General features: G+C 72.4%; 13 protein-coding genes. 4 read left to right on the forward strand and 9 right to left on the reverse strand.

Features of this window, described 5'->3' with window-relative positions:
- Nucleotide 1 precedes the first annotated feature (1 nt).
- The gene (locus ABZZ74_RS08745; RefSeq protein ID WP_356762578.1) at nucleotides 2-1,207 is read right to left on the reverse strand and encodes an NAD(P)/FAD-dependent oxidoreductase; all 1,206 of its coding nucleotides are present in this window, start codon (nucleotides 1,205-1,207) and stop codon (nucleotides 2-4) included.
- 95 nt (nucleotides 1,208-1,302) lie between these two features.
- Here ABZZ74_RS08745 and ABZZ74_RS08750 point away from each other — a divergent pair, with 95 nt between their 5' ends.
- The gene (locus ABZZ74_RS08750; protein ID WP_356762579.1) at nucleotides 1,303-2,271 is read left to right on the forward strand and encodes a D-cysteine desulfhydrase family protein; all 969 of its coding nucleotides are present in this window, start codon (nucleotides 1,303-1,305) and stop codon (nucleotides 2,269-2,271) included.
- A 7-nt stretch (nucleotides 2,272-2,278) separates the two neighbouring features.
- On the opposite strand, the gene ABZZ74_RS08755 is transcribed toward ABZZ74_RS08750, so the two are convergent.
- From ABZZ74_RS08755 to ABZZ74_RS08770, 4 genes are all read right to left on the reverse strand, one after another.
- Entirely contained in the window at nucleotides 2,279-3,643 is a 1,365-nt protein-coding gene (locus ABZZ74_RS08755) for an FAD-dependent oxidoreductase (protein WP_356762580.1), read from the reverse strand.
- A 136-nt stretch (nucleotides 3,644-3,779) separates the two neighbouring features.
- Nucleotides 3,780-4,625, reverse strand: coding sequence for a chitosanase (locus ABZZ74_RS08760; RefSeq protein ID WP_356762581.1), 846 nt, complete (start codon nucleotides 4,623-4,625; stop codon nucleotides 3,780-3,782).
- Nucleotides 4,626-4,776: 151 nt separating this feature from the next.
- Entirely contained in the window at nucleotides 4,777-7,551 is a 2,775-nt protein-coding gene (locus ABZZ74_RS08765; RefSeq protein WP_356762582.1) for a SpoIIE family protein phosphatase, read from the reverse strand.
- Nucleotides 7,552-8,080: 529 nt separating this feature from the next.
- Nucleotides 8,081-10,630: a SpoIIE family protein phosphatase gene (locus tag ABZZ74_RS08770; RefSeq protein WP_356762583.1), complete on the reverse strand. Its 2,550-nt coding sequence runs from the start codon at nucleotides 10,628-10,630 to the stop codon at nucleotides 8,081-8,083.
- Nucleotides 10,631-10,850: 220 nt separating this feature from the next.
- Between ABZZ74_RS08770 and ABZZ74_RS08775 the strand changes: the two genes are divergently transcribed.
- Nucleotides 10,851-11,483 (forward strand): GNAT family N-acetyltransferase, encoded by a 633-nt coding sequence (locus ABZZ74_RS08775; protein WP_356762584.1) that lies wholly within the window; start codon nucleotides 10,851-10,853, stop codon nucleotides 11,481-11,483.
- Between the two features lie 9 nt (nucleotides 11,484-11,492).
- Here ABZZ74_RS08775 and ABZZ74_RS08780 read toward each other — a convergent pair whose 3' ends face one another.
- The gene (locus ABZZ74_RS08780) at nucleotides 11,493-13,262 is read right to left on the reverse strand and encodes a phospholipid carrier-dependent glycosyltransferase (protein ID WP_356762585.1); all 1,770 of its coding nucleotides are present in this window, start codon (nucleotides 13,260-13,262) and stop codon (nucleotides 11,493-11,495) included.
- A 62-nt stretch (nucleotides 13,263-13,324) separates the two neighbouring features.
- Here ABZZ74_RS08780 and ABZZ74_RS08785 point away from each other — a divergent pair, with 62 nt between their 5' ends.
- The gene (locus tag ABZZ74_RS08785) at nucleotides 13,325-14,113 is read left to right on the forward strand and encodes a maleylpyruvate isomerase family mycothiol-dependent enzyme (protein WP_356762586.1); all 789 of its coding nucleotides are present in this window, start codon (nucleotides 13,325-13,327) and stop codon (nucleotides 14,111-14,113) included.
- Between the two features lie 64 nt (nucleotides 14,114-14,177).
- On the opposite strand, the gene ABZZ74_RS08790 is transcribed toward ABZZ74_RS08785, so the two are convergent.
- Nucleotides 14,178-15,224 carry a LacI family DNA-binding transcriptional regulator gene (locus ABZZ74_RS08790; protein ID WP_356762587.1) on the reverse strand — a complete coding sequence of 349 codons (1,047 nt, stop codon included), beginning with the start codon at nucleotides 15,222-15,224 and terminating at the stop codon, nucleotides 14,178-14,180.
- A 282-nt stretch (nucleotides 15,225-15,506) separates the two neighbouring features.
- On the opposite strand from ABZZ74_RS08790, the gene ABZZ74_RS08795 reads away from it, so the two are divergent.
- Nucleotides 15,507-18,056, forward strand: coding sequence for a GH32 C-terminal domain-containing protein (locus tag ABZZ74_RS08795; protein WP_356762588.1), 2,550 nt, complete (start codon nucleotides 15,507-15,509; stop codon nucleotides 18,054-18,056).
- A 69-nt stretch (nucleotides 18,057-18,125) separates the two neighbouring features.
- Here ABZZ74_RS08795 and ABZZ74_RS08800 read toward each other — a convergent pair whose 3' ends face one another.
- Both ABZZ74_RS08800 and ABZZ74_RS08805 read right to left on the reverse strand, forming a co-directional pair.
- On the reverse strand, nucleotides 18,126-19,208 hold the full coding sequence (locus ABZZ74_RS08800; protein WP_356762589.1) for a carbohydrate kinase: 1,083 nt from the start codon (nucleotides 19,206-19,208) through the stop codon (nucleotides 18,126-18,128).
- Nucleotides 19,201-20,256 carry a LacI family DNA-binding transcriptional regulator gene (locus tag ABZZ74_RS08805; protein ID WP_356762590.1) on the reverse strand — a complete coding sequence of 352 codons (1,056 nt, stop codon included), beginning with the start codon at nucleotides 20,254-20,256 and terminating at the stop codon, nucleotides 19,201-19,203. The genes ABZZ74_RS08800 and ABZZ74_RS08805 overlap by 8 nt, the downstream gene beginning before the upstream one ends.
- Between the last annotated feature and the right edge of the window lie 47 nt (nucleotides 20,257-20,303).

The following is a 20,303-nucleotide window of genomic DNA, read 5'->3' on the forward strand; positions in this document are numbered from 1 at the left end:
GTCAGAGGCCTTTTCGCGGCTCCTGGCCCACGGATTCGCGAGGCTCCTGCCCTGTCGACCGGATGTCCGACTCCCAGTCCAGGAGCCGGATCAGCTCTTCCTCTCCGGGCCGCGAAGGAGCCCGGCCCCCGCGCGCCGGGGACGTGGACCGAACGCCCCGGGAGATGTTGCCGCTCACGGTGACGTTGTGCTCCACGCGCGGGCGGCGCAGTTCCTCGTAGAGCGAGAGCGCGGAGTCCGGGTCCGGGGTGTCGCGCAGGCACTTGGCGAGGATCACGGCGTCCTCCAGAGCCATCGACGCGCCCTGGCCGGTCGCGGGGGAGGCCGCGTGGGCGGCGTCGCCGACGAGCAGGATCCGGCCCGAGCGCCAGGCGGTGCCGGTCGGGATCTCGGTGGCGTTGGTGACCAGGGCGTCGTCGGTGGTGGCCGCGACGATGTCCGCGGCGGGCGTGGCGTCCTCGCGCAGCAGGGGGAGCAGCAGTTCGCGCCAACGGTCCGGTGTGCCGTCGGCGAGTTCCTCGGCGGGCAGCGGATCGCCGGCCACGCGCGCGAACCAGTACGTCTCCCCGCCCGGCGAGACGGCATGGCCGAAGGCCGCGCGGCTGCCGCGGATCATGGTGATGCACGCGTCGTCGGCGGAGCGGGGCCCGGCATCGGTGTAGCCGTAGAAGACGCGCTCGCCGGCGTGGAAGGGCCGGACGCCGGGGGCGATCGCCTGCCGAACGGTGGAGTTGAGGCCGTCGGCGCCGATGAGGAGGTCGGCCGTGGCGGTGCCGCCGTCCGCGAAGTGCGCGGTGACGCCGTCCGCGCCCTGCTCCACGGAGGTCAGCCGGGCGCCGTGCCGGAAGCCGATGCCCCGGCGCGCCGCCTCTTCCTGCAGCCCGGAGTTGAGGTCCCCGCGCCGCAGGCACCGGTAGCGCAGCAGCGGATCGCCCGCCTCGCCGAGCGGCACGTGCGCCAGCTCCGTGCCGGTGTGGTCCAGCACCCGCATCGAGGTCAGCGGGAAGCCCAGGGCGGTGACGGCGGCGGAGGCGTCGAACTGCGCGAGCGCGCGCATGCCGTTGCTCGCGAGAGTGAGGAAGGCGCCGATGTCCTCGGCCGAACCGGGATGCGCCTCGCGCACCTCGACGCCGAACCCCGCCTTGTGCAGGGCCAGCGCCGTCGCCGTGCCCGCGATCCCGCCGCCGATGACCAGTACGCGTGTCACGCTCGCCCCGTCCGTGTCGGTACGGCCCCCGTGACCGTACCCGCGTCTGTGGGAACGTCTCACCGGCAGCGACGGTTCCAGTTCGAGGAGACACCGTGACCGGAAAGATCACCCTGGCCGCCTGGCCCACGCCTCTGGAGCGCATGCCCCGGCTGGCCGCCGCGCTGGGCCTGGGCGAGGACGACCTGTGGGTCAAGCGGGACGATCTGATCGGTCTCGGGGGCGGCGGCAACAAGGTCCGCAAACTGGAGTGGTTCACCGGTGCCGCCCTCGCCGAGGGTGCCGACACCCTGGTCACGACCGGCGCCGCGCAGAGCAACCACGCCCGCCTCACCGCCGCCGCCGGCGCCCGCCTGGGGTTGGACGTCGTCCTCGTCTTTCCGGGTGCGCCCGACGGCGCGGCCGACGCCTCCGGCAATCTCGTCCTCGACAGCCTCTTCGGAGCCCGTGTCCACTGGGCCGGAGACGCGGATCCGAACGCCCTGGGTGACATCGCCGAGGAGGTCTGCGACCGGCTGCGCGGGGAGGGGGCGCGTCCCTTCCTCATCCCGTTCGGCGGCTCCAGCCCGCTCGGCGCGCGGGGGTATGTCGAAGGAGGCGAGGAGATCCTGGCCCAACTGCCCGACGTGGAGCACGTGGTGGTGGCGCTGGGCTCCGGCGGCACCATGGCCGGACTGGTCGGCGCGCTGGGGGAGCGGCGGGTGCTCGGCGTGCACTGCGGGGCGGTGCCGGATCCGGCCGCCACCGTGGCCGCACTCCTCGGCTCCGGCATTGAGCCGCGCGGGCTGCGGGTGCGTAGCGATCAGGTCGGCGCGGGATACGGCATCCTGCACGCACCGGTCCTGGCGGCGATGCGGCGTGCCGCGAGCACCGAGGGCATCGTGCTGGACCCCGTGTACACGGGGCGGGCCATGGCCGGGCTGCTGGCGGCGGTGGAGGACGGTGACATCCGGCCGGGGCGGCGCACGGTGTTCCTGCACACGGGCGGGCTTCCGGGACTGTTCGGCCACGCGCAGACGGTACGGCGTACCGTCTCGGGCCTGTCGTCCTGGAAGCCCGCCTGAGGGGCGGTCAGGCGCCGCTGGCGCGGAGCATGTCCTCACGCTCGACGATCTTCACGCGCTCCCGGCCCTGCGGCTCGCCCAGTGCCTTCTCGGCGGCATCGAGCCGGTACCAGCCGTCCCAGGTGGTGAAACGGACCTGGTGCTCGGCGAGGAAGGCGTCCACGGCCTCGGGCTCGGGCGAGGCCGGGGTGCGCAGACGTCCGTTCGCGTGGTCGTCCAGCAGGTTGGCGACCGTCTCGTTGGCGTCGCCCTTGGTGTGGCCGATCAGGCCCACCGGGCCGCGCCGGATCCAGCCGGTGACGTACGTCGACTGCAGGTGCTCGCCGCTCTCCTGGATGACCCGGCCACCCTCGTCCGGGACGGTGCCCGAGTCGATGTCCCAGGGGAGCTTGGGGAGCTTGTCGGAGAGGTAGCCGACCGCGCGGTAGACGGCGGTGACGTCCCAGTCCTTGAACTCGCCGGTGCCCTTGACGTTGCCGGTGCCGTCCAGGGCGGTGCGCTCGGTGCGCAGGCCGACGACGCGGCCGTCCTCGCCGAGGATCTCCGCCGGGGACTCGAAGAAGTGCAGGAACAGCTTGTGCGGGCGGTCGCCGACGTCGCGGATCGCCCAGTTCTCCAGGGTCTTGGCGACCATGTCGGCCTGCTTGTTGCCGCGTCGGGTCTCGATCGAGCCCTCGTCGTAGTCGATGTCCTCCGGGTCGACGATGACCTCGATGTTGGGGGAGTGGTCCAGCTCGCGCAGCTCCATCGGTGAGAACTTCGCCTGCGCCGGGCCGCGGCGGCCGAAGACGTGGACCTCCAGCGCCTTGTTGGCCTTCAGGCCCTCGTGGACGTTCGGCGGGATCTCCGTCGGCAGCAGTTCGTCCGCCGTCTTGGCGAGGATGCGGGCCACGTCGAGGGCGACGTTGCCGACGCCGAGCACGGCGACCTTCTCGGCCTCCAGCGGCCAGGTGCGCGGCACGTCCGGGTGGCCGTCGTACCAGGAGACGAAGTCGGCGGCGCCGTAGGAGCCGTCCAGGTCGATGCCGGGTATGCGCAGCTCGCGGTCGGCCGTCGCTCCGGTGGAGAAGATGACCGCGTCGTAGAACGCGCGCAGGTCGTCCAGGCTGATGTCGTTCGGGTAGTCCACGTTGCCGAACAGCCGGATCTGCGGCTTGTCGAGCACCTGGTGCAGGGCCGTGATGATGCCCTTGATGCGGGGGTGGTCGGGGGCGACGCCGTAGCGGATCAGTCCGAACGGCGCGGGCATGCGCTCGAAGAGGTCGATGGACACACCGGGCTCGGTGGCCACGTCGGACTTGAGCAACGCGTCGGCGGCGTAGATCCCGGCGGGGCCGGCTCCGACGATGGCTACCCGCAGGGGGCGGGGCATGATCAGGTTCCCTTCGAGCGGCGACAGATCGACTCGAACGGGAAGCCTAAGCTAAGGCAAGCCTAAGTCGGTACACGGGTCCGGTCTATGGGCTCATAAATCAGCTTTATGAGCCCACAGGTGCTCACCGGACGCGTCACCCGATGTGGTAACTGTCCCCGTACACCTTCCAGTTGAGGGGTGTGTTCAGGCACAGGTTGCCGTTGCGCAGGAAGACCCGCTGCTCCGTGTCGACCCGCGTGGTGTCGCTGTGGGCCTCCTCCTGCTTCATCGCCCACACCCGGGCGTCGAGGAAGGCGTTGAGGTACGTCGTCTCGTTGCCGCCCTGGGACGGCGGCTTCGCCTTGTTCAGGGCCCGCTTGCGGATGTTGCGGAAGCTGGTCGGGTCGTCGCCGTCGCCGTGCATCACGATGGCGTCGTAGTAGGTGAACTGGCCCAGCGTCCCGAGGCCGTCCGCCTTGCCCTGCTTGACCGCCGGGTTGAAGTACACCCGGTCGCGCTCGTCGTTCTGCGCCTGCTGGAACGCACTGTCCTGGGCCGCCTTGCGCCAGTCCTTGGGGAAGTTCGGGTCGAGGCCGTCGTGCGAGTCGCTGCCGTTGACCCGCTTCAGGGCCGGCAGGTACTTGGCGAGGACGTTGCCGGGCTTGCGGTCGGTGTAGAGCTGGACGAGGTCGAGCATGTCGCCGGTGCCGGAACAGAATCCGATGATGCCGGCCGTGTAGCCGCGGCCGTCACCGATGTCCTCGATGTACTTGTACTGCGCCTTCCAGTCGAGCGAGGAGTTCTCCGCGCTCGACACCAGCTGCATGGCGATCTCCTTCTTCGCCGGGTCGTCGAGCCCGACACAGCCCGCGGCGCTCACGGTCGCCGAGGCGTGCGAGGGCCGCAGGAGCGGGGCGGCGACCAGGGAGGCGCCGATCAGGGTCAGGAGGGTGCGGCGCGAGGTGACGGTGGGTGCGGAATCGCTGGAGGGGTGCCTCACGGGTGCTCCAAAGAGGGGTGGGGGGTGGGGAGTTGGGCCGTGCGTCACTCTGATAGGAAGGTTTCCTATCAGAACTGGACGGCGTCGAACACCCGTTGCGGAAAAAGTTCGTACGGTCGCACGAAGAAGGTCCGGACCAAAAGGGGGCGACTCAGGGCAGCGACTGCTCGGCCCAGATGACCTTGCCCTCCGGCGTGTAGCGCGTGCCCCAGCGCTCGGCGAGCTGCGCCACCAGGAACAGACCGCGCCCGCCCTCGTCCGTCATCGCCGCGTACCGCAGATGCGGGGAGGTGCTGCTGCTGTCGAAGACCTCGCAGATCAGCGTGCGGTCGAACAGCACCCGTACCTGGATGGGATCGGCGCCGTACCGCATGGCGTTGGTGACCAGCTCGCTCAGGATGAGCTCCGTGGCGAAGGTCAGCTCCTCCAGGCCCCAGCCGGTGAGCTGCCGGGTGACCGCGGCGCGGGTCTTGCCGACCGCCGCCGGATCGGACGGCACCTCCCACTCCGCGACCCGGTCGGCCGACAGCGCCCGCGTGCGGGCCACGATCAGGGCCACGTCGTCGCTGGGCTTCGCCGGCAACTGCGACTCGAGCACCGCCCGGCAGGTCTCCTCCGGTGACTCACCGGCCCCCTCCAGCGCCCCGCGCAGCAGCTCCAGACCCTCGTCGATGTCCCGCTCCCGGTCCTCCACCAGCCCGTCGGTGTACAGCACGAGCCGGCTGCCCTCCGCCAGCTCCAGCTCGGCCGTCTCGAACGGCAGACCGCCCAGGCCCAGCGGGGGCCCGGCGGGCACGTCCGGGAACGTCACACTGCCGTCGGGCCGCACCAGCGCCGGCGGGGGATGACCGGCCCGCGCGACGGTGCACCTGCGGGACACCGGGTCGTAGATGGCGTACAGACAGGTCGCGCCGGTGACCGGGGCGCTGCCGTCCTCCGCCGCCTCGTCCTGGTCGATCCTGCCGACCAACTCGTCCAGCAGCGCGACCAGTTCGTCGGGCGGCAGGTCGAGCGACGAGAAGTTGTGCACCGCCGTCCGCAGGCGTCCCATGGTGGCCGCCGCGTGCAGCCCGTGCCCGACCACGTCGCCCACCACCAGCGCGACCCGCGCTCCCGACAGCGGCAGCACGTCGAACCAGTCCCCGCCGACCCCCGCCTGCGCCGGCAGATACCGGTAGGCGATGTCCAGCGCCGACTGCTCGGGCAGCCTGCGCGGCAGCAGACTGCGCTGGAGTGTCACGGCCATGCTGTGCTCGCGCGTGTAGCGGCGCGCGTTGTCGATGGAGACCGCGGCCCGGGCCACCAGCTCCTCGGCGAGGGCCAGCTCCTCCACGTCGAAGGGCTGCGGCTTCTGCGAGCGCCAGAAGCTGACCACGCCCAGGACCAGCGACCCCGCCCGCAGCGGCACCGTGATCAGCGAGTGGATGCCGTAGTCGACGACCTGCGCGGTCCGCTCCAGGTCCTGGGCGTGCCAGCCCGGCGCCACGTCCAGGTCCGGCTCCAGCACCGCCTGCCCCGAGCGCAGGCTGCGGGCCTGCGGCGAGGAGTCGACGAACCGGATCTGCCGGCCCACCGGATACAGCGGGGCGTCCTCGCGGATGCCGCTCAAGGCGGTGCGGCGCAACGGCGTCACCGCCTCCGGCTGCCCCCCGCCCAGCACCGAGTCGAACAGGTCGACCGTCGCGAAGTCGGCGAACCGGGGCACAGCGAGCTCCGCCAGCTCCTGCGCGGTACGGGCCACGTCCAGGCTGGTGCCGATGCCCACCCCGGCGTCGTAGAGCATGTTCAGCCGCTCCCGGGCCGCCTCCGCCCGGCCGGACAGGGCCCGCAGCTCCGTGGAGTCGCGCAGGGTGGCGACGCTGCCCGCGGGGCCGCCCTCGACGTTGGTGGGGCGCTGGTTGACCGCCAGCAGCCGGTCCTTGACCAGGTGCACCTCGTCCGTGGCCATGCGCCCGGACGCCAGCAGGTCGGCGGTGTCGTCGGGCAGCCCGAGGTCGAGGACGTGCCGGCCCTCCGCGTCCTCGGGCAGGTCCAGCAGACGGTGCGCCTCGTCGTTGGCGAGCAGCAGCCGGCCGTCGTCGTCGGTGATCAGGACGCCCTCGCGGACGGAGTGCAGCACCGCGTCGTGGTGCTCGTACATCCGGGTCATCTCGTGCGGGCCCAGACCGTGCGTCTGCCTCAGCAGACGGCGGCTGACGAGCGCCGTACCCGCGGTGGCGAGGCCCAGGCCGACCGCCGCCGCCATCAGGACGAGCGGCAGCTGCCGGTTCGCGGCGACGTCGATGTTGTTCAGGGTGACTCCGGCCGACACCAGGCCCACGACCTTGCCGTCCGGTGCCGTGACCGGTACGACCGCCTGCACCAGCCGCCCGATCGTGCCGTTGACCTCCTCGACCACGGTCTTCCCGGCCAGCGCGGGGGCGATCGTGCCGACGAACTTCTTGCCGATACGGTTCGGCTTGGGGTGGGTGTAGCGGATGCCGTCGGTGTTCATGACGACGATGAAGTCCACGCCGGTCGCCTTGCGAGCCGCCTCCGCCCTCGGCTGGAGCACCGCCGTGGGGTTCGGGGCGCTCAGCGCCTCACGGGTGCCGGGCGCGTTGGCGAACGCCTCGGCGACCGCGACCGAGCGCTTGCGGGCCTCCTGCGTGCTGTCGTGCCGTACCTGCAGATACAGCGAGACCACCGCGGCGACCACCAGCAGCAGCACGATCACGACCTGCAGCAGGAACACCTGCCCGGCGACGCTGCGACCGGTCAGCGCGGACCGCAGCCGCCCCGGCTCCCGAGCCTCCGGCTGCCCGCCCGGCCGGGCCGCCCTGCGCCGTTCGTGCGCCGCGCGGGCGCGCTCGGCCGCGCGTCGGGCAGGGGCACCGCCGGGACGACCGGCAGAGCGCGCCCCGTGACGGCCCAGAAGTCGGACCATGTGCCCATGTCTACACTGCCGCGCCCCAGGAGGCGAGAGGCGTCACAGAGGGTGACAGCCCACGTCCGGCCGCGGACGCGGCCACCGCGCCCGCCGCCGACTCCACCCCGCCACAGGACGGGCCCGCCGCACGAGCACCGCGATGTCACACCCCGTCAGCCCCCGGACGGGGCGCGGCGGCCCGGGAGGCAGGGCGGCGGTCTGCCCGGCGCGTGTCGCGCGGGTTGTGTGCGGTCGGCCCGGCGGGTCGGGGTCGGGCCGGGGGCTGGGGGCGGCGCGGGTCCGACTGCTGCTGGGGGCCCCTCGTCGGTTCGGCTCGCCGGGCCGCGCGGCACCTACCGATGGTGTGGGGCGCGGACGGCTGGGGCCGATCCCGGGCCGGTGAGGTCCGGGCACCACCGGTCCTCCCGTGTGCCGTGGGCCCGCGTCTGCTCGACCTGACCGCGCCGCCTGGCGCCCGCCGATCTCGGGTGGGTGCGGGTCAGAGGCTCGGCGGCGTCTCGGGCTGTGCGGACGACCCCGCCCCGGCTCACCGCCCGTTTCGCCGCACCATCCGTCGTGTGGCGAGCAGGAGGGCGATGTCGTCGGGGCGGTCGGCCGTGTGGCGAGCCGTCGCGGTGAGGCGGTCGGCGACGCCGGCGAGGGGGCGGCGGCCCGGGCGGGCGGCCGGGGCGCCGGCTCGGGCCAGGGCGACCCGCAGGGCGGAGATGCCCTCGTCGATGTCCAGTCCGGGGCGCTCCACCAGTCCGTCCGTGTACAGGGCCAGCACGGCACCGGGCTCGATGCGCAGTTCCGCGACCGGGTACTGCGCCTGCGGGTCCACGCCGAGCACGACCCCGCCGGGCAGGTCCACGACCTCCGTGTGACCGTCGGGACGGCGCAGCAGAGGCGGCGGATGTCCCGCGCGGGCCGCCCGGGCCAGCCCCGTCTCGGGATCCAGCCGGATGTAGCAGCAGCTCGCGAACTGACCCGGGTCGAGGTCGATCAGCAGATGGTTCGTCCCGCTGAGCACCTCGTCGGGCGGACGGTCGCCGAGCGCGAACGCCCGTACGGCGCTGCGCAGTTGCCCCATCGTGGCGGCGGCCTGCACACCGTGCCCCTGCACGTCCCCGATCACCAGTGCCAGCCCGTCCCCGGCCTCCACCACGTCGTACCAGTCCCCGCCCACCTCCATGCCCTGGGTGCCGGGCAGATAGCGCCCCGTGGTCTCCACCAGCGGATGTGCGGACAGCCGGCGCGGCAGCAGGGCCTGCTGCAGCCCCCGCGCGAGCGCGGCCTCGCTCTCGTAGCGCTGCGCCTTCTCCATGGCGTGGGCGATCAGCCCGGCCAGCGCCGTGAGCACCGTGCGCTCCTCGGTGCTGAAGCTCCGGGGCCCGTCGAAGCCCAGGATGCAGGAGCCGACCGGCCGCCCCGACGCGATCAGCGGCAGAAAGGCACGGGCGCCTTCCTTGGCGTCCAGGGCGATGCCGGGATAGGCCGCGGCGAGCTGGTCCATGGAGTCGAAGAAGAGCGGCCGGCCGCTGGTGAGCGTCTCCACACCGGGCAGATGGGCGTCCAGCCCCACGCCCTCGAACGGGGTGAGGAACCCGGTGGGGAAACCGCTCTCCCAGGCCAGGTAGAGATGCCGGTCCTGCAGCAGGTAGATGGCGAGTCGCCGGCCGCCGAAGGCGGGCAGCAGCTCCCGCATCACCACCGCCGAGACCTGCCGCGCCGTGACCGCCTCGGTCAGCGCGATCGCGAGGACGATGGGCCGGTACAGCGGCGCCATTGACGGCATCCGGGCCGAGGATGTCCCGGGCCGCACCTCGGGTTCGGGCGCGAGGTCGGCGGCCGAGTCCGCCACCCGGGTCGCCGGCCGGAACGTGCACGTCAGGATGGACGGACCGGGGTAGACGGACACGTCGAGCCACGCACCGTCGTACGGCGCCGTGTCATCGTCGTCGGTCTCCGGGGCCGGCCTGCCGACGTGGAAGCGCACCGGGTCCGGGGAGAGCAGCGCGCCGCGCAGATGGTCTTCGAAGGCCGGCTGGCTCAGCCACGGCACGCCCTCCCACAGCGACCGGCCCAGCAGCCGCGACCGTGGGCAGCGCAGCAGCTGGGCGGCGCGCGGATTGGCGTAGAGGATCATGCCGAGCCGGTCCAGGCACAGCACGCCGTCGGGCAGCAGGTCGGCCGCGGCGTCGGCGAGCCCGCCGGGTCCGGGGTCGACGACGAAGCCGCGGACCGGGTGCGCGCCCGAGGGGGCGCCGGGCGGGGCGGGGGCGGCGTAGGGGCTCCACAGCTCCACCAGCCGGGGCGCGCCGTCCTGTGCTGCCACGTACAGCGGCAGGGCCGGAGGTCTGCCCGTGGCCGTCTCCCGCAGGGCGGCCAGCAGCCGCTGCGGATCGGACGGCGCCACGGCCCGGGCCAGCGTCTCGACACAGGCAGCGAACTCCTCCGCCGGCGCGCCCAGCATGGCGGGCAGACGTTCGTCGGCGGTCACGATGTCCGTCACCGGGTCCCAGGCGAAGCCCCCGGTCCGCCCTGCCGACGGACGCGCGCCCGGCGGCCGTACGCACACCGGTTCACCGTCCCAGGCCACCGGGGTGCGCGCACCACCGTCCTCGAGCCGCAGCAGGGCCGCGCCGAGTTCCTCCGCCAGGCGCACCATGCGATCACGGTGGTGCTGAAGCTCGGCGGCGTCGGCGGAGGAGGGACGCAACACGGTCAGTACCCCGTACGTGGTGGACCCGGCCACCACCGGCACGTACAGGGAGCCGAACTGGAAGGGCAGCCCGGCCGCGAACTGCGGGTAGCGGCGCATCGTCTCGGTGGCGTTCGGCAGGACGACCTGGACACCGAGCCGGTAGGCGTCGGCCACCGGGAACGGCCGGTCCACGTGCATCCGCCACCAGGGCCGGAACAGCGGGCCGGGGAGTCCGGCGAGCGCGGCGAGCCGCAGCAGTCCGGGCGTGCCGGACCGCAGATAGACCCCTCCCGCGTAGCCTCCCGCTGCCCCGATCGCCTCCGTCGAGGTGTCCAGCAGCAGCGCGGCCAGCTGTCCGGGCGTGTGCCGTGCGTCCTCCGCGCTCCCAGTCATCGGCCCTACCTCGTCCGTGCCCGCCCAGCGGGGTGACACAGCAAGAATGCGCCACAAGGGGCCTGTGGCGCACCTGGGCGGACCAGACCATCACGAACAATCCCTGTTCCGCATGTGGGGGATGTGCGGGCACGCCAAGGCATGGCAATGATCATGGCCGAAGTGCGCTCTTCGGGGACAAGGACTTGTGGGAGCGCTCCCAAGGGGTCAGGATGCTGCGGTGACCGAGGCTGCCTTCGTACGTTCCTACCGCCCCGAGGACCGAGAGGCCCTCGACGACATCTGCGTACGCACCGCACACAACGGCGGAGACAGCCGGCCCGTGTACGCCGATCCCACGATCTTCCCGGTCAACTTCGCCGCTCCCTACGTCCACCTGGAGCCGGAGCTGGCCTTCGTCCTCGACGACGGCCGGGGGCAGGCCGTCGGCTACGTCCTGGGCACCGCCGACACCCCGCGTTTCGTCCAGGAGTTCCGCGCCGCGTGGCTGCCCCTGGTCGCCGACCGCTACCCCGAGCCCGCCGGCCCGGCGACCACCCCGGACGCGGCCATGATCGCGCTGCTGCACGACCCCGAGCGCATGCTCGTCCCCGAAGTCGCCGCCTACCCCGCCCATCTGCACATCGATCTGCTCCCCGACCGGCAGGGACAGGGCCACGGCCGCGCCCTGATGCGCACCTTCCTGCGGGCGCTGCACGAGCGGGGCACGAAGGCCGTGCACCTGTGCATGGTCACCGCCAACACCGGGGCCAGGGCCTTCTACGACCGCCTCGGCTTCCACGAGATCGACGTGCCCGACCCGGGACCGGTCACCTATCTCGGGCGGTCGACGGGCGACTGGGCCGACGCGTGACGGCCGGCGTCAGATCCAGGTGTCCAGCCACATCCGGGACTGCCAGCCGGTGTAGGGGATCGTCAGGCCGGTGTAGATCGGGAAGAAGTAGATGAAGTTCCAGACGATCAGCAGCACCAGCGCCCCGGCGCCCACCGCGCCCGCGACCCTGCGCCTCTCCGGCGCCGACCGTGGCCCGAGCAGGGCGCCGATGAGCATGGCCACGGCCAGACAGAGGTACGGCACGAACGCGACGGCGTAGAAGGAGAAGACCGTACGGTCCTGGTAGTGGAACCACGGCAGATAGCCGGCTCCCACCGCGCACAGCACCGCGCCCGCCCGCCAGTCCCGGCGCAGCGCCCACCGGAACAGCAGATAGACGAGCGCCGCGCACGCCGTCCACCACAGCAGCGGTGTGCCCAGGGCGAGGATCTCCTGGGAGCAGCCGGCGGTGGCACGGCAGCCCTCCTGCCCGAACCTCGGCGACTCGTAGGAGAAGGCCACGGGCCGTCCCATGACCAGCCAACTCCAGGGGTTGGACTGGTACTTGTGCGGGGTGTGCAGGCCGACGTTGAACTGGTAGACCAGGTACTCGTAGTGCCACAGGCTGCGCAGCGGCGCCGGGATCCACGCCCAGGTGCCACCGCGGCCGTCCGCCCAGTGCCGGCCGTAGCCCTGGTCGGACAGGAACCATCCGGTCCAGGTGAGCAGATACGTCACCACGGCGACCGGCACGAGGGAGAGCACGGACCAGCCCAGGTCCCTGCGGAGCACCGCGCGGTACGGGCGGTGCGCCCCGGCCACACGGCGGGAGCCGACGTCCCACAGGACGGTCAGGGCCGTGAAGAAGACCAGGAAGTACAGGCCGTTCCACTTGCTGGCGGCCGCCAGTCCCAGGAAGACGCCCGCCGCCAGGCGCCAGGGACGCGGGCCGGTGCTCGTGCGGGAACCGGCGTCGTGGTCGGGGCGCGCGAAGCCGTCCGCGGCGAGGGGCAGGGCGGCCGCGAGGCGGGCCCGTGTCCGGTCCCGGTCGACGAGGAGGCAGCCGAACGCCGCCAGGGCGAAGAACATCACGACCAGGTCCAGCAGCGCGGTACGGCTCATCACCAGGTGCAGGCCGTCCACGGCGAGCAGGACCCCGGCCAGACAGCCCAGCGCCGTCGAGCGGAACAGCCTGCGGCCTATCCGGCACAGCATGAGCACCGAGACCGTACCGAGCAGCGCCGTCATGAACCGCCAGCCGAACGGATCGAGACCGAACAGCCCCTCACCGACGGAGATCACCCACTTGCCCATGGGCGGATGCGCGACAAAGCTGCCGGGATCGGAGAGCGGGACGACCTGCGGATGGGCGAGGATCTCGGGATCGGCGATCTTGCGGTCGGGCCAGGTGCCCTCGTAGCCGAGCCGCAGCAACGACCAGGCGTCCTTGGCGTAGTACGTCTCGTCGAAGATCACCGCGCGGGGCTGCCCCAGCCGCCAGAACCGCAGGACACCGGCGAACACGGCGACGAGCAGGGGAGCGGCCCACCCCGTCGACCGGGCGAGGCGGGACGAGAGATCGGGGCCGATGCCGACGAACTGCCAGACGCGGACGCCCGGTTGGGGGAAGGGCGGAACCAGGCGCTCGCGCGGACCGGTCCGAGGACCTCCCGGGTACCCGAACCGGCGCAGGCGTTGCGACCAGGCGGTGGCCTCGGCGCTCCGGCCGGCGTCGTCGTCGGTGGCGGTCCGTGTGGGGGTGTCACTCGTCACCGGTTCATCGTAGGGAACGCCCGTGCGGGTCGCCCCGTGACTCATGGCGGTCGCGGACCGCGGCGACCAAGGGCGGTGGCGGGAGCGGCTGGTGCATGATTGATCGGGTGACCTCGCCGACCTTCGAACGCTTCTGTCACGAGATCGTCCGTAAGACGGACCTGCTCAGAGCCCGGGTCGCCGGGGCGGACACGACCACCCCGGTGCCCACCTGCCCCGGCTGGGACCTGGCCCGGCTGCTGCGGCACGTGGGCGGGGACCACCGGTGGGCGGAGGAGGTCGTACGGACCCGGGCGATCGCACCCGTGCCGGACGACTCGGTCAACGACCCGGCCGTGTATGCCCACTTGGACGGCGACGCGCTGGGCGCCTGGCTCGGCGAGGGCGCCCGGGCACTCGCCGCGACCCTGCGCGGCGCCGGGCCCGACACCGCCGTATGGACCCCGAGCGACGAGGAGTCCATCGAGCAGTCGGCGATGTTCTGGGCGCGGAGGATGACGTACGAGACGGTCGTCCACCGCGCCGACGCGGCGCTGGCGACCGGCGCCGAGTTCACCCTCGACGAGGATCTCGCGGTCGGCGCGGTGCTGGAGTGGCTGGAGTTCGCCACGGTTCCCGAGGCGTACGAGGAGCGGCCGGACGCGCCGGGTCTGCTCGGGCCCGATCGTGCGCTGCGGTTCGAAGCGCCCGGCGTCGGGGAGTGGTTCGTCGATCTGCGCGGCGACCGCCCCGTCTGGCGCACCGGCAGCGGAGCGGCCTCCGCGTCGGCCCGCGGCCCGGTGACGGACCTGCTCCTGTTCCTGTACCGCCGCCCCGCGCCCGCCGTCCAGACCCACGGCGACCAGGCGCTGCTCGACCTCTGGCGGACGCGCACCGGCTTCTGGCTGGAGGTGTGAGGAGCTGTCTCCCTGCGCCGGGCCGGTCGGGGAACACCCTGCGCGTCCATGACGAACGCCCGGCTCAGCCGTCGTCGACGGCGGGGAGTTCGCCGGAGCCGCGGGCGAGGTAGCGGGTGGCGAGGACGCGGTGGCGGGCGGGGCCCTGCTCCCCGTCGAGGCGGTCGCAGAGCAGGGTCGCGGCTTCCCGGCCGATGGCGGCGTGGTCCTGGGCGATCACGGAGACGCCGGGTTCGAGGAGCTCGGCCAGCGGCAGGTCGTCGAAGCCGATCAGTGCGACGCGGTGCTGCAGCCGGAGTTCCTGCAGGGCCCGGCGAGCGCCGACGGTCAGGAGGTTCTGTCCGGAGACGAGTGCGGTGGGCGGCTGGGGGAGGGTGAGGAGGTCGAGGGCGGCCTGCTCGGCGGCGTGTGTGCCGTGCAGACCTCGGCGTACGAGGGGGGCGTGCAGGACGCACCCGGTGGTGGCCAGTCCTTCGACGAATCCGGCGTAGCGTTCTTCCGCGGTCCAGATGGTGGGGAGATCGCCGAGGAAGGCGATGCGCCGATGGCCTGCCGCGTGCAGCGCCGTCACCGCGGCCCGTATCCCGGTGCGGTTGTCCACCGTGACGGTGTCCACTCCCGGCGCGGTGGTGGGGCGGTCCACGCAGACGACGGGGGTGCCGGCGCGGCGGGCCGCGTCGAGTTCGGTGTCGGTGCGTCCGGTGGGTACGACGACGAGGCCGTCGACTCGGCGTGCGGTGAAGGTCTTCACCAGGCCGCGTTCGCGGACGGGGTCCTCGTCGGTGGAGCCGGCCAGGACCAGGAGGCCGCGGTCGGCGGCGGTGTCCTCCACGGCGCGGTGCAACGCGGCGGAGAAGGGGTTGGCCGCGTCCTCCAGGATCAGCCCGATGGTGTTGGTGCGGCGGTCGGCCCGCCGCAGGCTGCTGGCCGTCAGATCGTGGCGGTAGCCGAGCAGTTCGGCCGCGCGCGTCACCCGCTCGGCCAGGTCCGTGGTGACGCCGGGCTTGCCGTTGACGACCCGGGAGACGGTGGCGATGCCCACGCCGGCCACCGTGGCGACGTCACGCATGGTGGCCGACCGCCGACCGGTGTCGCGCTCCGGGCTGGGCAACGTTTCCACCTCCTGCTGTGGCCTGTCGTCGACTCCAACGATCCTTGCACGCAACCGTTTTGCCGTACAGCGTCTGGACACGGCCGAGACGGCCGCCGTACGTTGCGGCGAAACGTTTCCAAACGCTGACTGGAGACGCTCGGCGCCGCACCTTTCCCGCCGGGCAGGGGTTGCTCACGGCCTTGGACGAGGCCGGGGCACAGCCCCGCCCGCGCCCGCCTCCCACGCGGGTCTCCCGGCCCCACGGCTGCGCCGAAGCTCGCACGCCTGTGAAGGAGCGTCATGTCCTCAACGTCTCGTCCCCGCCGCAGACTTGTCGCCGCCCTCGCCGTTCTGTCCGGGCTCGGTCTGGTCGCCGCCGCGCCGGCTTCGGCCGACTCGCTGTACCACGAGCAGTACCGCCCTCAGGTCCACTTCAGCCCGGCCCGGAACTGGATGAACGACCCCAACGGCCTGATCTGGTACAAGGGCCGATACCACCTGTTCTTCCAGTACAACCCGTCCGGTGACACCTGGGGCAACATGTCCTGGGGGCACGCGGTCAGCACCGACCTGGTCCACTGGAAACAACTGCCGGTTGCCATTCCGCAGGACGACGACGAGATGGTCTTCTCCGGCAGTGTGGTGCTGGACAAGGACAACACCTCCGGCCTGGGCAGCAGGAAGAACCCGCCGCTGGTCGCTGTCTACACGAGCCTGGTGAAGTCCACCGGGATCCAGCGGCAGTCGCTGGCCTACAGCACCGACGGCGGCACCACCTGGACCAGGTACTCCGGCAATCCGGTCCTCGACCTCGACTCGGTCAACTTCCGTGACCCGAAGGTCTTCTGGTACGCCCCCACGAGGAGCTGGCTGATGGCCGTCGCGCTCTCCGACCAGCACAAGATCTCCTTCTACGGCTCTGCCGACCTCAAGCACTGGAGTCACCTGAGCGACTTCGGCCCGGCCGGCGCCACCGGCGGGGTGTGGGAGTGCCCGGACCTGTTCCCGCTGCCCGTGGACGGCAACCCGGACAGGACCAAGTGGGTGCTGGCCGTCAACCTCAACCCCGGTGCCGTCGCCGGAGGTTCCGGCGCCCAGTACTTCGTCGGCGACTTCGACGGCACGCACTTCACCGCGGACGACGACGGCACCTACACCCCGCCCGGCGGCCCGGTGGTGCAGGACTTCGAGTCCGGCACGTTCGGCGACTGGACCGCCGCCGGAAGTGCCTTCGCCGACGCGCCGGCAACCGGAGCCCTCGACGGCCAGAGCCCGGTCACCGGCTTCGAGGGCAAGGACTTCGCCAACAGCTTCCACGGCGGCGACGCCTCCACCGGCACTCTGACGTCGCCCGCGTTCACGGTGACCAGCGACTACATCAACTTCAAGGTCGGCGGCGGCAACCACCCCCACCAGCCCGGCTCCGTGGTGGGCGACGAGCCCACGCCGGCCGGCGAGACCCTCGCCGACTTCGAAGGCGGTACCTACGCCAGCCCCATCGGCGACTGGACCGCCACCGGTGACGCCTTCGGGACCGGTCCCGCCCAGGGCACCCTGCCCGATCAGCAGCAGGTCTCCGGTTTCCTCGGCCACGGCCTCGTCAACAGCTATCTCAACGGCGACGCCTCCACCGGCACCCTGATCTCACCGAGCTTCACCATCGACAAGAGGTATCTGGACTTCCTCATCGGCGGCGGCTACCACGCCGCCGGCTCCGACGCTCCCACGGCCGTGGAACTCGTCGTCGACGGCAAGGTGGTGCGCTCCGCCACCGGCGCCAACGCCGAGGCCCTGAACTGGGCCTCCTGGGACCTGTCGGATCTGCGGGGCAAGCAGGCCCGGATCAAGGTGGTGGACGCCAACACCGGCGGCTGGGGACACATCAACCTCGATCAGGTCGTCCTGTCCGACACCCAGGCCCAGCCCCGCTCCCAGGAGACCGGCGTCAACCTGCTGGTGGACGGCAAGGTCGTGCAGAGTGCCACCGGCGCCGACTCCGAGAACCTGGACTGGGCCTCCTTCAACACCACCGCCTACCAGGGCAAGCAGGCCAGGATCCAGCTCGTGGACGCCAACACCGGCGGCTGGGGGCACGTACTGGCCGACCAGTTCACGGCCGCCGACAAGCCCGCTCTGTCCGCCACCCGGCGCGCCCACTGGTTCGACTACGGTCAGGACTTCTACGCCGCCAACACCTTCAACGACGTCCCCGGTGGACGGCGCGTCATGATCGCCTGGATGAACAGCTGGAACTACGGCCAGAGCATCCCCACCAGCCCCTGGCGCAGCGCCGACACCTTCCCCCGCGGGCTCACCCTGAGGACCGTCGACGGCACGATCCAGCTGGCCCAGCAGCCGGTGGGCGAGCTGAAGACCCTGCGTCAGGCCGGCACCACCGTTCCGGCCACGACCGTCACCGGCGGCGTCACCGCGCTCGGCGTCGACGGCAGCCCCCTGGAGCTGCAGGCGGAACTGGCCCCACGCACCGCCGCCCGCTTCGGCCTCGACGTGCGCACCGGGGCCGGACAGCGCACCCGGATCGGCTACGACACCACCACCGGCGAGGTCTACCTGGACCGCACCGGCTCCGGCGCGACCGGCTTCGACCCCACCTTCTCCAGTGTCGACCGCGCCCCGCTCGCCCTCCACGGCAAGCAGCTGCGCCTGCACGTCCTCGTCGACGCGTCGTCCGTGGAGGTCTACGCCGACAACGCACGCGGTGAACAGGTCGTGCTCACCGACCAGATCTTCCCCGACCCCTCCAGCACCGGCGTCGACGTCTTCGCCGAGGACGGGAGCGCCACCCTCACCCGTCTGCAGGCGTGGCGACTGGAGTCCATCTGGAAGTGAGCGTGCCCGGGCATGTCTGCCGGGTCCACGGTTCGCCGCGGGCCCGGTCACAGGCTCGGGGCGTCTGTGTCAGGTGCGGATCGGCTCGGGCGTCTGCACCGCGTCCGGTGTCCGGTCCCGCCCCACCGTGCGGGCGCCGTCGTCGGTGCGGGCGAAGTCTCCCGGGGTGAGCGGCGCGTCGGCGGGTCGGTCGGGGCGCGGCAGCGCGGTGGGCGGGTCGGCGCCCATGCGTTCGCAGGTGAGGGCGGAGACGAGGACCGCGTCGTCCACGGCGGCGGCCAGGGAGGCGGCCGCCGCGGCGGCGAGGCTGTGCGGGGTGTGCAGCCCGCGGCGGAGCAGGGCGCCGAGGAGGCCTGCGGTGAAGGCGTCGCCCGCACCGACGGTGTCCACCACGGCGACCTTCCGGCCCGCGCGGCTGAAGCTTCCCGCGCCGGCGTGGAAGGCGTGGGCGCCGTCGGGGCCGTCGGTGATCACGACCAGGAGCGGACCGAGGTCCAGCCAGCGGGCGGCGATCCGCTCGATCGGCGCATCCGGGTAGAGCCACTCCACGTCCTCGCGGCTGGCCTTGACGATGTGGGCCACACCGACGCTGCGCTCGACGGCGTGCCGGCCGCGTTGCGGGTCACCCAGCAGGGCCGGGCGGATGTTGGGGTCGTAGCTGATCAGCGTCCTGCCGTCGGCCCGCAGCCGCTCGGCGGCGGCGTGGATGTGCTCGCCGCCCGGTGGTGTCCAGGACGCGACGGAGCCGAAGTGCAGTACGCCGGTGCCCGCGGGCACGCGGGCGGTCTCCGCCTCGGTCCACTGCCAGTCCGCCGTGCCGTCCAGATAGAAGTCGTAACTGGCCCGTCCCTGCGGGTCCATGGAGACCACGGCCAGCGTGGTCGGTTCGGCGGCGTACGGGGAGAAGGCCAGGTCGATGCCCTCGGCCACGGCGTGGGCGCGCAGCATCCGGCCGAAGGCGTTGTCGGCCAGCCGCGCCATGAGGGCGGTGTGGTGGCCCAGACGGGCGAGACCGACGGCCACGTTGAACGGACTGCCGCCGGGGTGGGCGCGGTAGTCGCCGGGCGCCTCCAGCTGGACCATGTCGACGAGGGCCTCGCCGATCACGGTCACGGCCGGCCCCCGGCCCGTGCCGTGCGTCGCCTCAGTCATGATGTCCTCCGGCTCGGATCTCGCCGGAGCCCCGCTCGATCAGCCGGGTCGGCACAGTGATGGTGGTCGCGGCCGACTCGTCGCCGTCCAGCCTGCGGAAGAGCATCTCGGCGGCCGTCTTGCCCACCTGCTCGATGTTCTGGGCGATGACGGAGATCCCCGGGCTGAGGATGTCGGCCAGAGGGAAGTCGTCGAAGCCCACATGGGCGACCGAGTGCTGCCGGCCGAGGGCGCGCAGCGCGCGAACGGCACCGATGGTGACCAGGTTCTGACTGGTGAACAGCGCCGTGGGCGGGTCCGGCAGCGCAAGGACGTGCCTGGTCGCGTCGATGGCCGCCTCCTCGCTGGCCCCGGTGTGGTGCACGAGTTCGTCGTCATACGCGATGTGCGCGACTTCCAGGGCGTGCCGGTAGCCGTCGAAGCGCTGGGCCGCGGTGGAGATGGTCGCCCGGTCGCCGAGGTAGGCGATGCGGCGGTGGCCGGCCTTGAGTAGGTGGTCGACGGCGGTGACGGCGCCCTGCCGGTTGTCGGAGACGACGGCGTCCGCATCGAGCAGGCTGGGCTCGCGGTCGACGAAGACCATGCAGGTGCCCGAGCGCTGTTCGCTGATCAGGTAGCTGTGGTCGCGGCCGGCCGGCACGATCACCAGCCCGTCGACCCGGCGGTCGATCAGGGCCTGGGCCAACTCGCGTTCCCTGGCCGGGTCCTCGTCCAGGCTGCCGACCAGCACCAGACTTCCGCGCTCGCGGGCCACGTTCTCCACGGTGCGGGTCAGGGCCGCAGAGAAGGGGTTGGCCGCGTCCTCGACGAGCATCCCGATGGTGGCCGTACGGCCGTCCCCCCGGCGCAGACTGCTGGCGGTGAGGTTGGGCCGGTAGCCCAGTTTGTCGGCGGCCTCGCGGACTCGGGTGACGATCGCCGGATCGACGGTGGGGACGCCGTTGAAGACGCGCGAGACCGTCTTGATGGCCACGCCGGCCAACGCGGCCACCTCACGCATGGTGGGGCGGCTGCGAGGGGTCCGGGGCGGCGCCTCACCCTGAGTCATCGTTGTCTCCAACCAATTCCGCGTTACCTACTCGTTGCCCACGCATG

The organism is Streptomyces sp. NPDC006476, from assembly GCF_040612015.1.
Classification (GTDB): domain Bacteria; phylum Actinomycetota; class Actinomycetes; order Streptomycetales; family Streptomycetaceae; genus Streptomyces; species Streptomyces griseorubiginosus_B.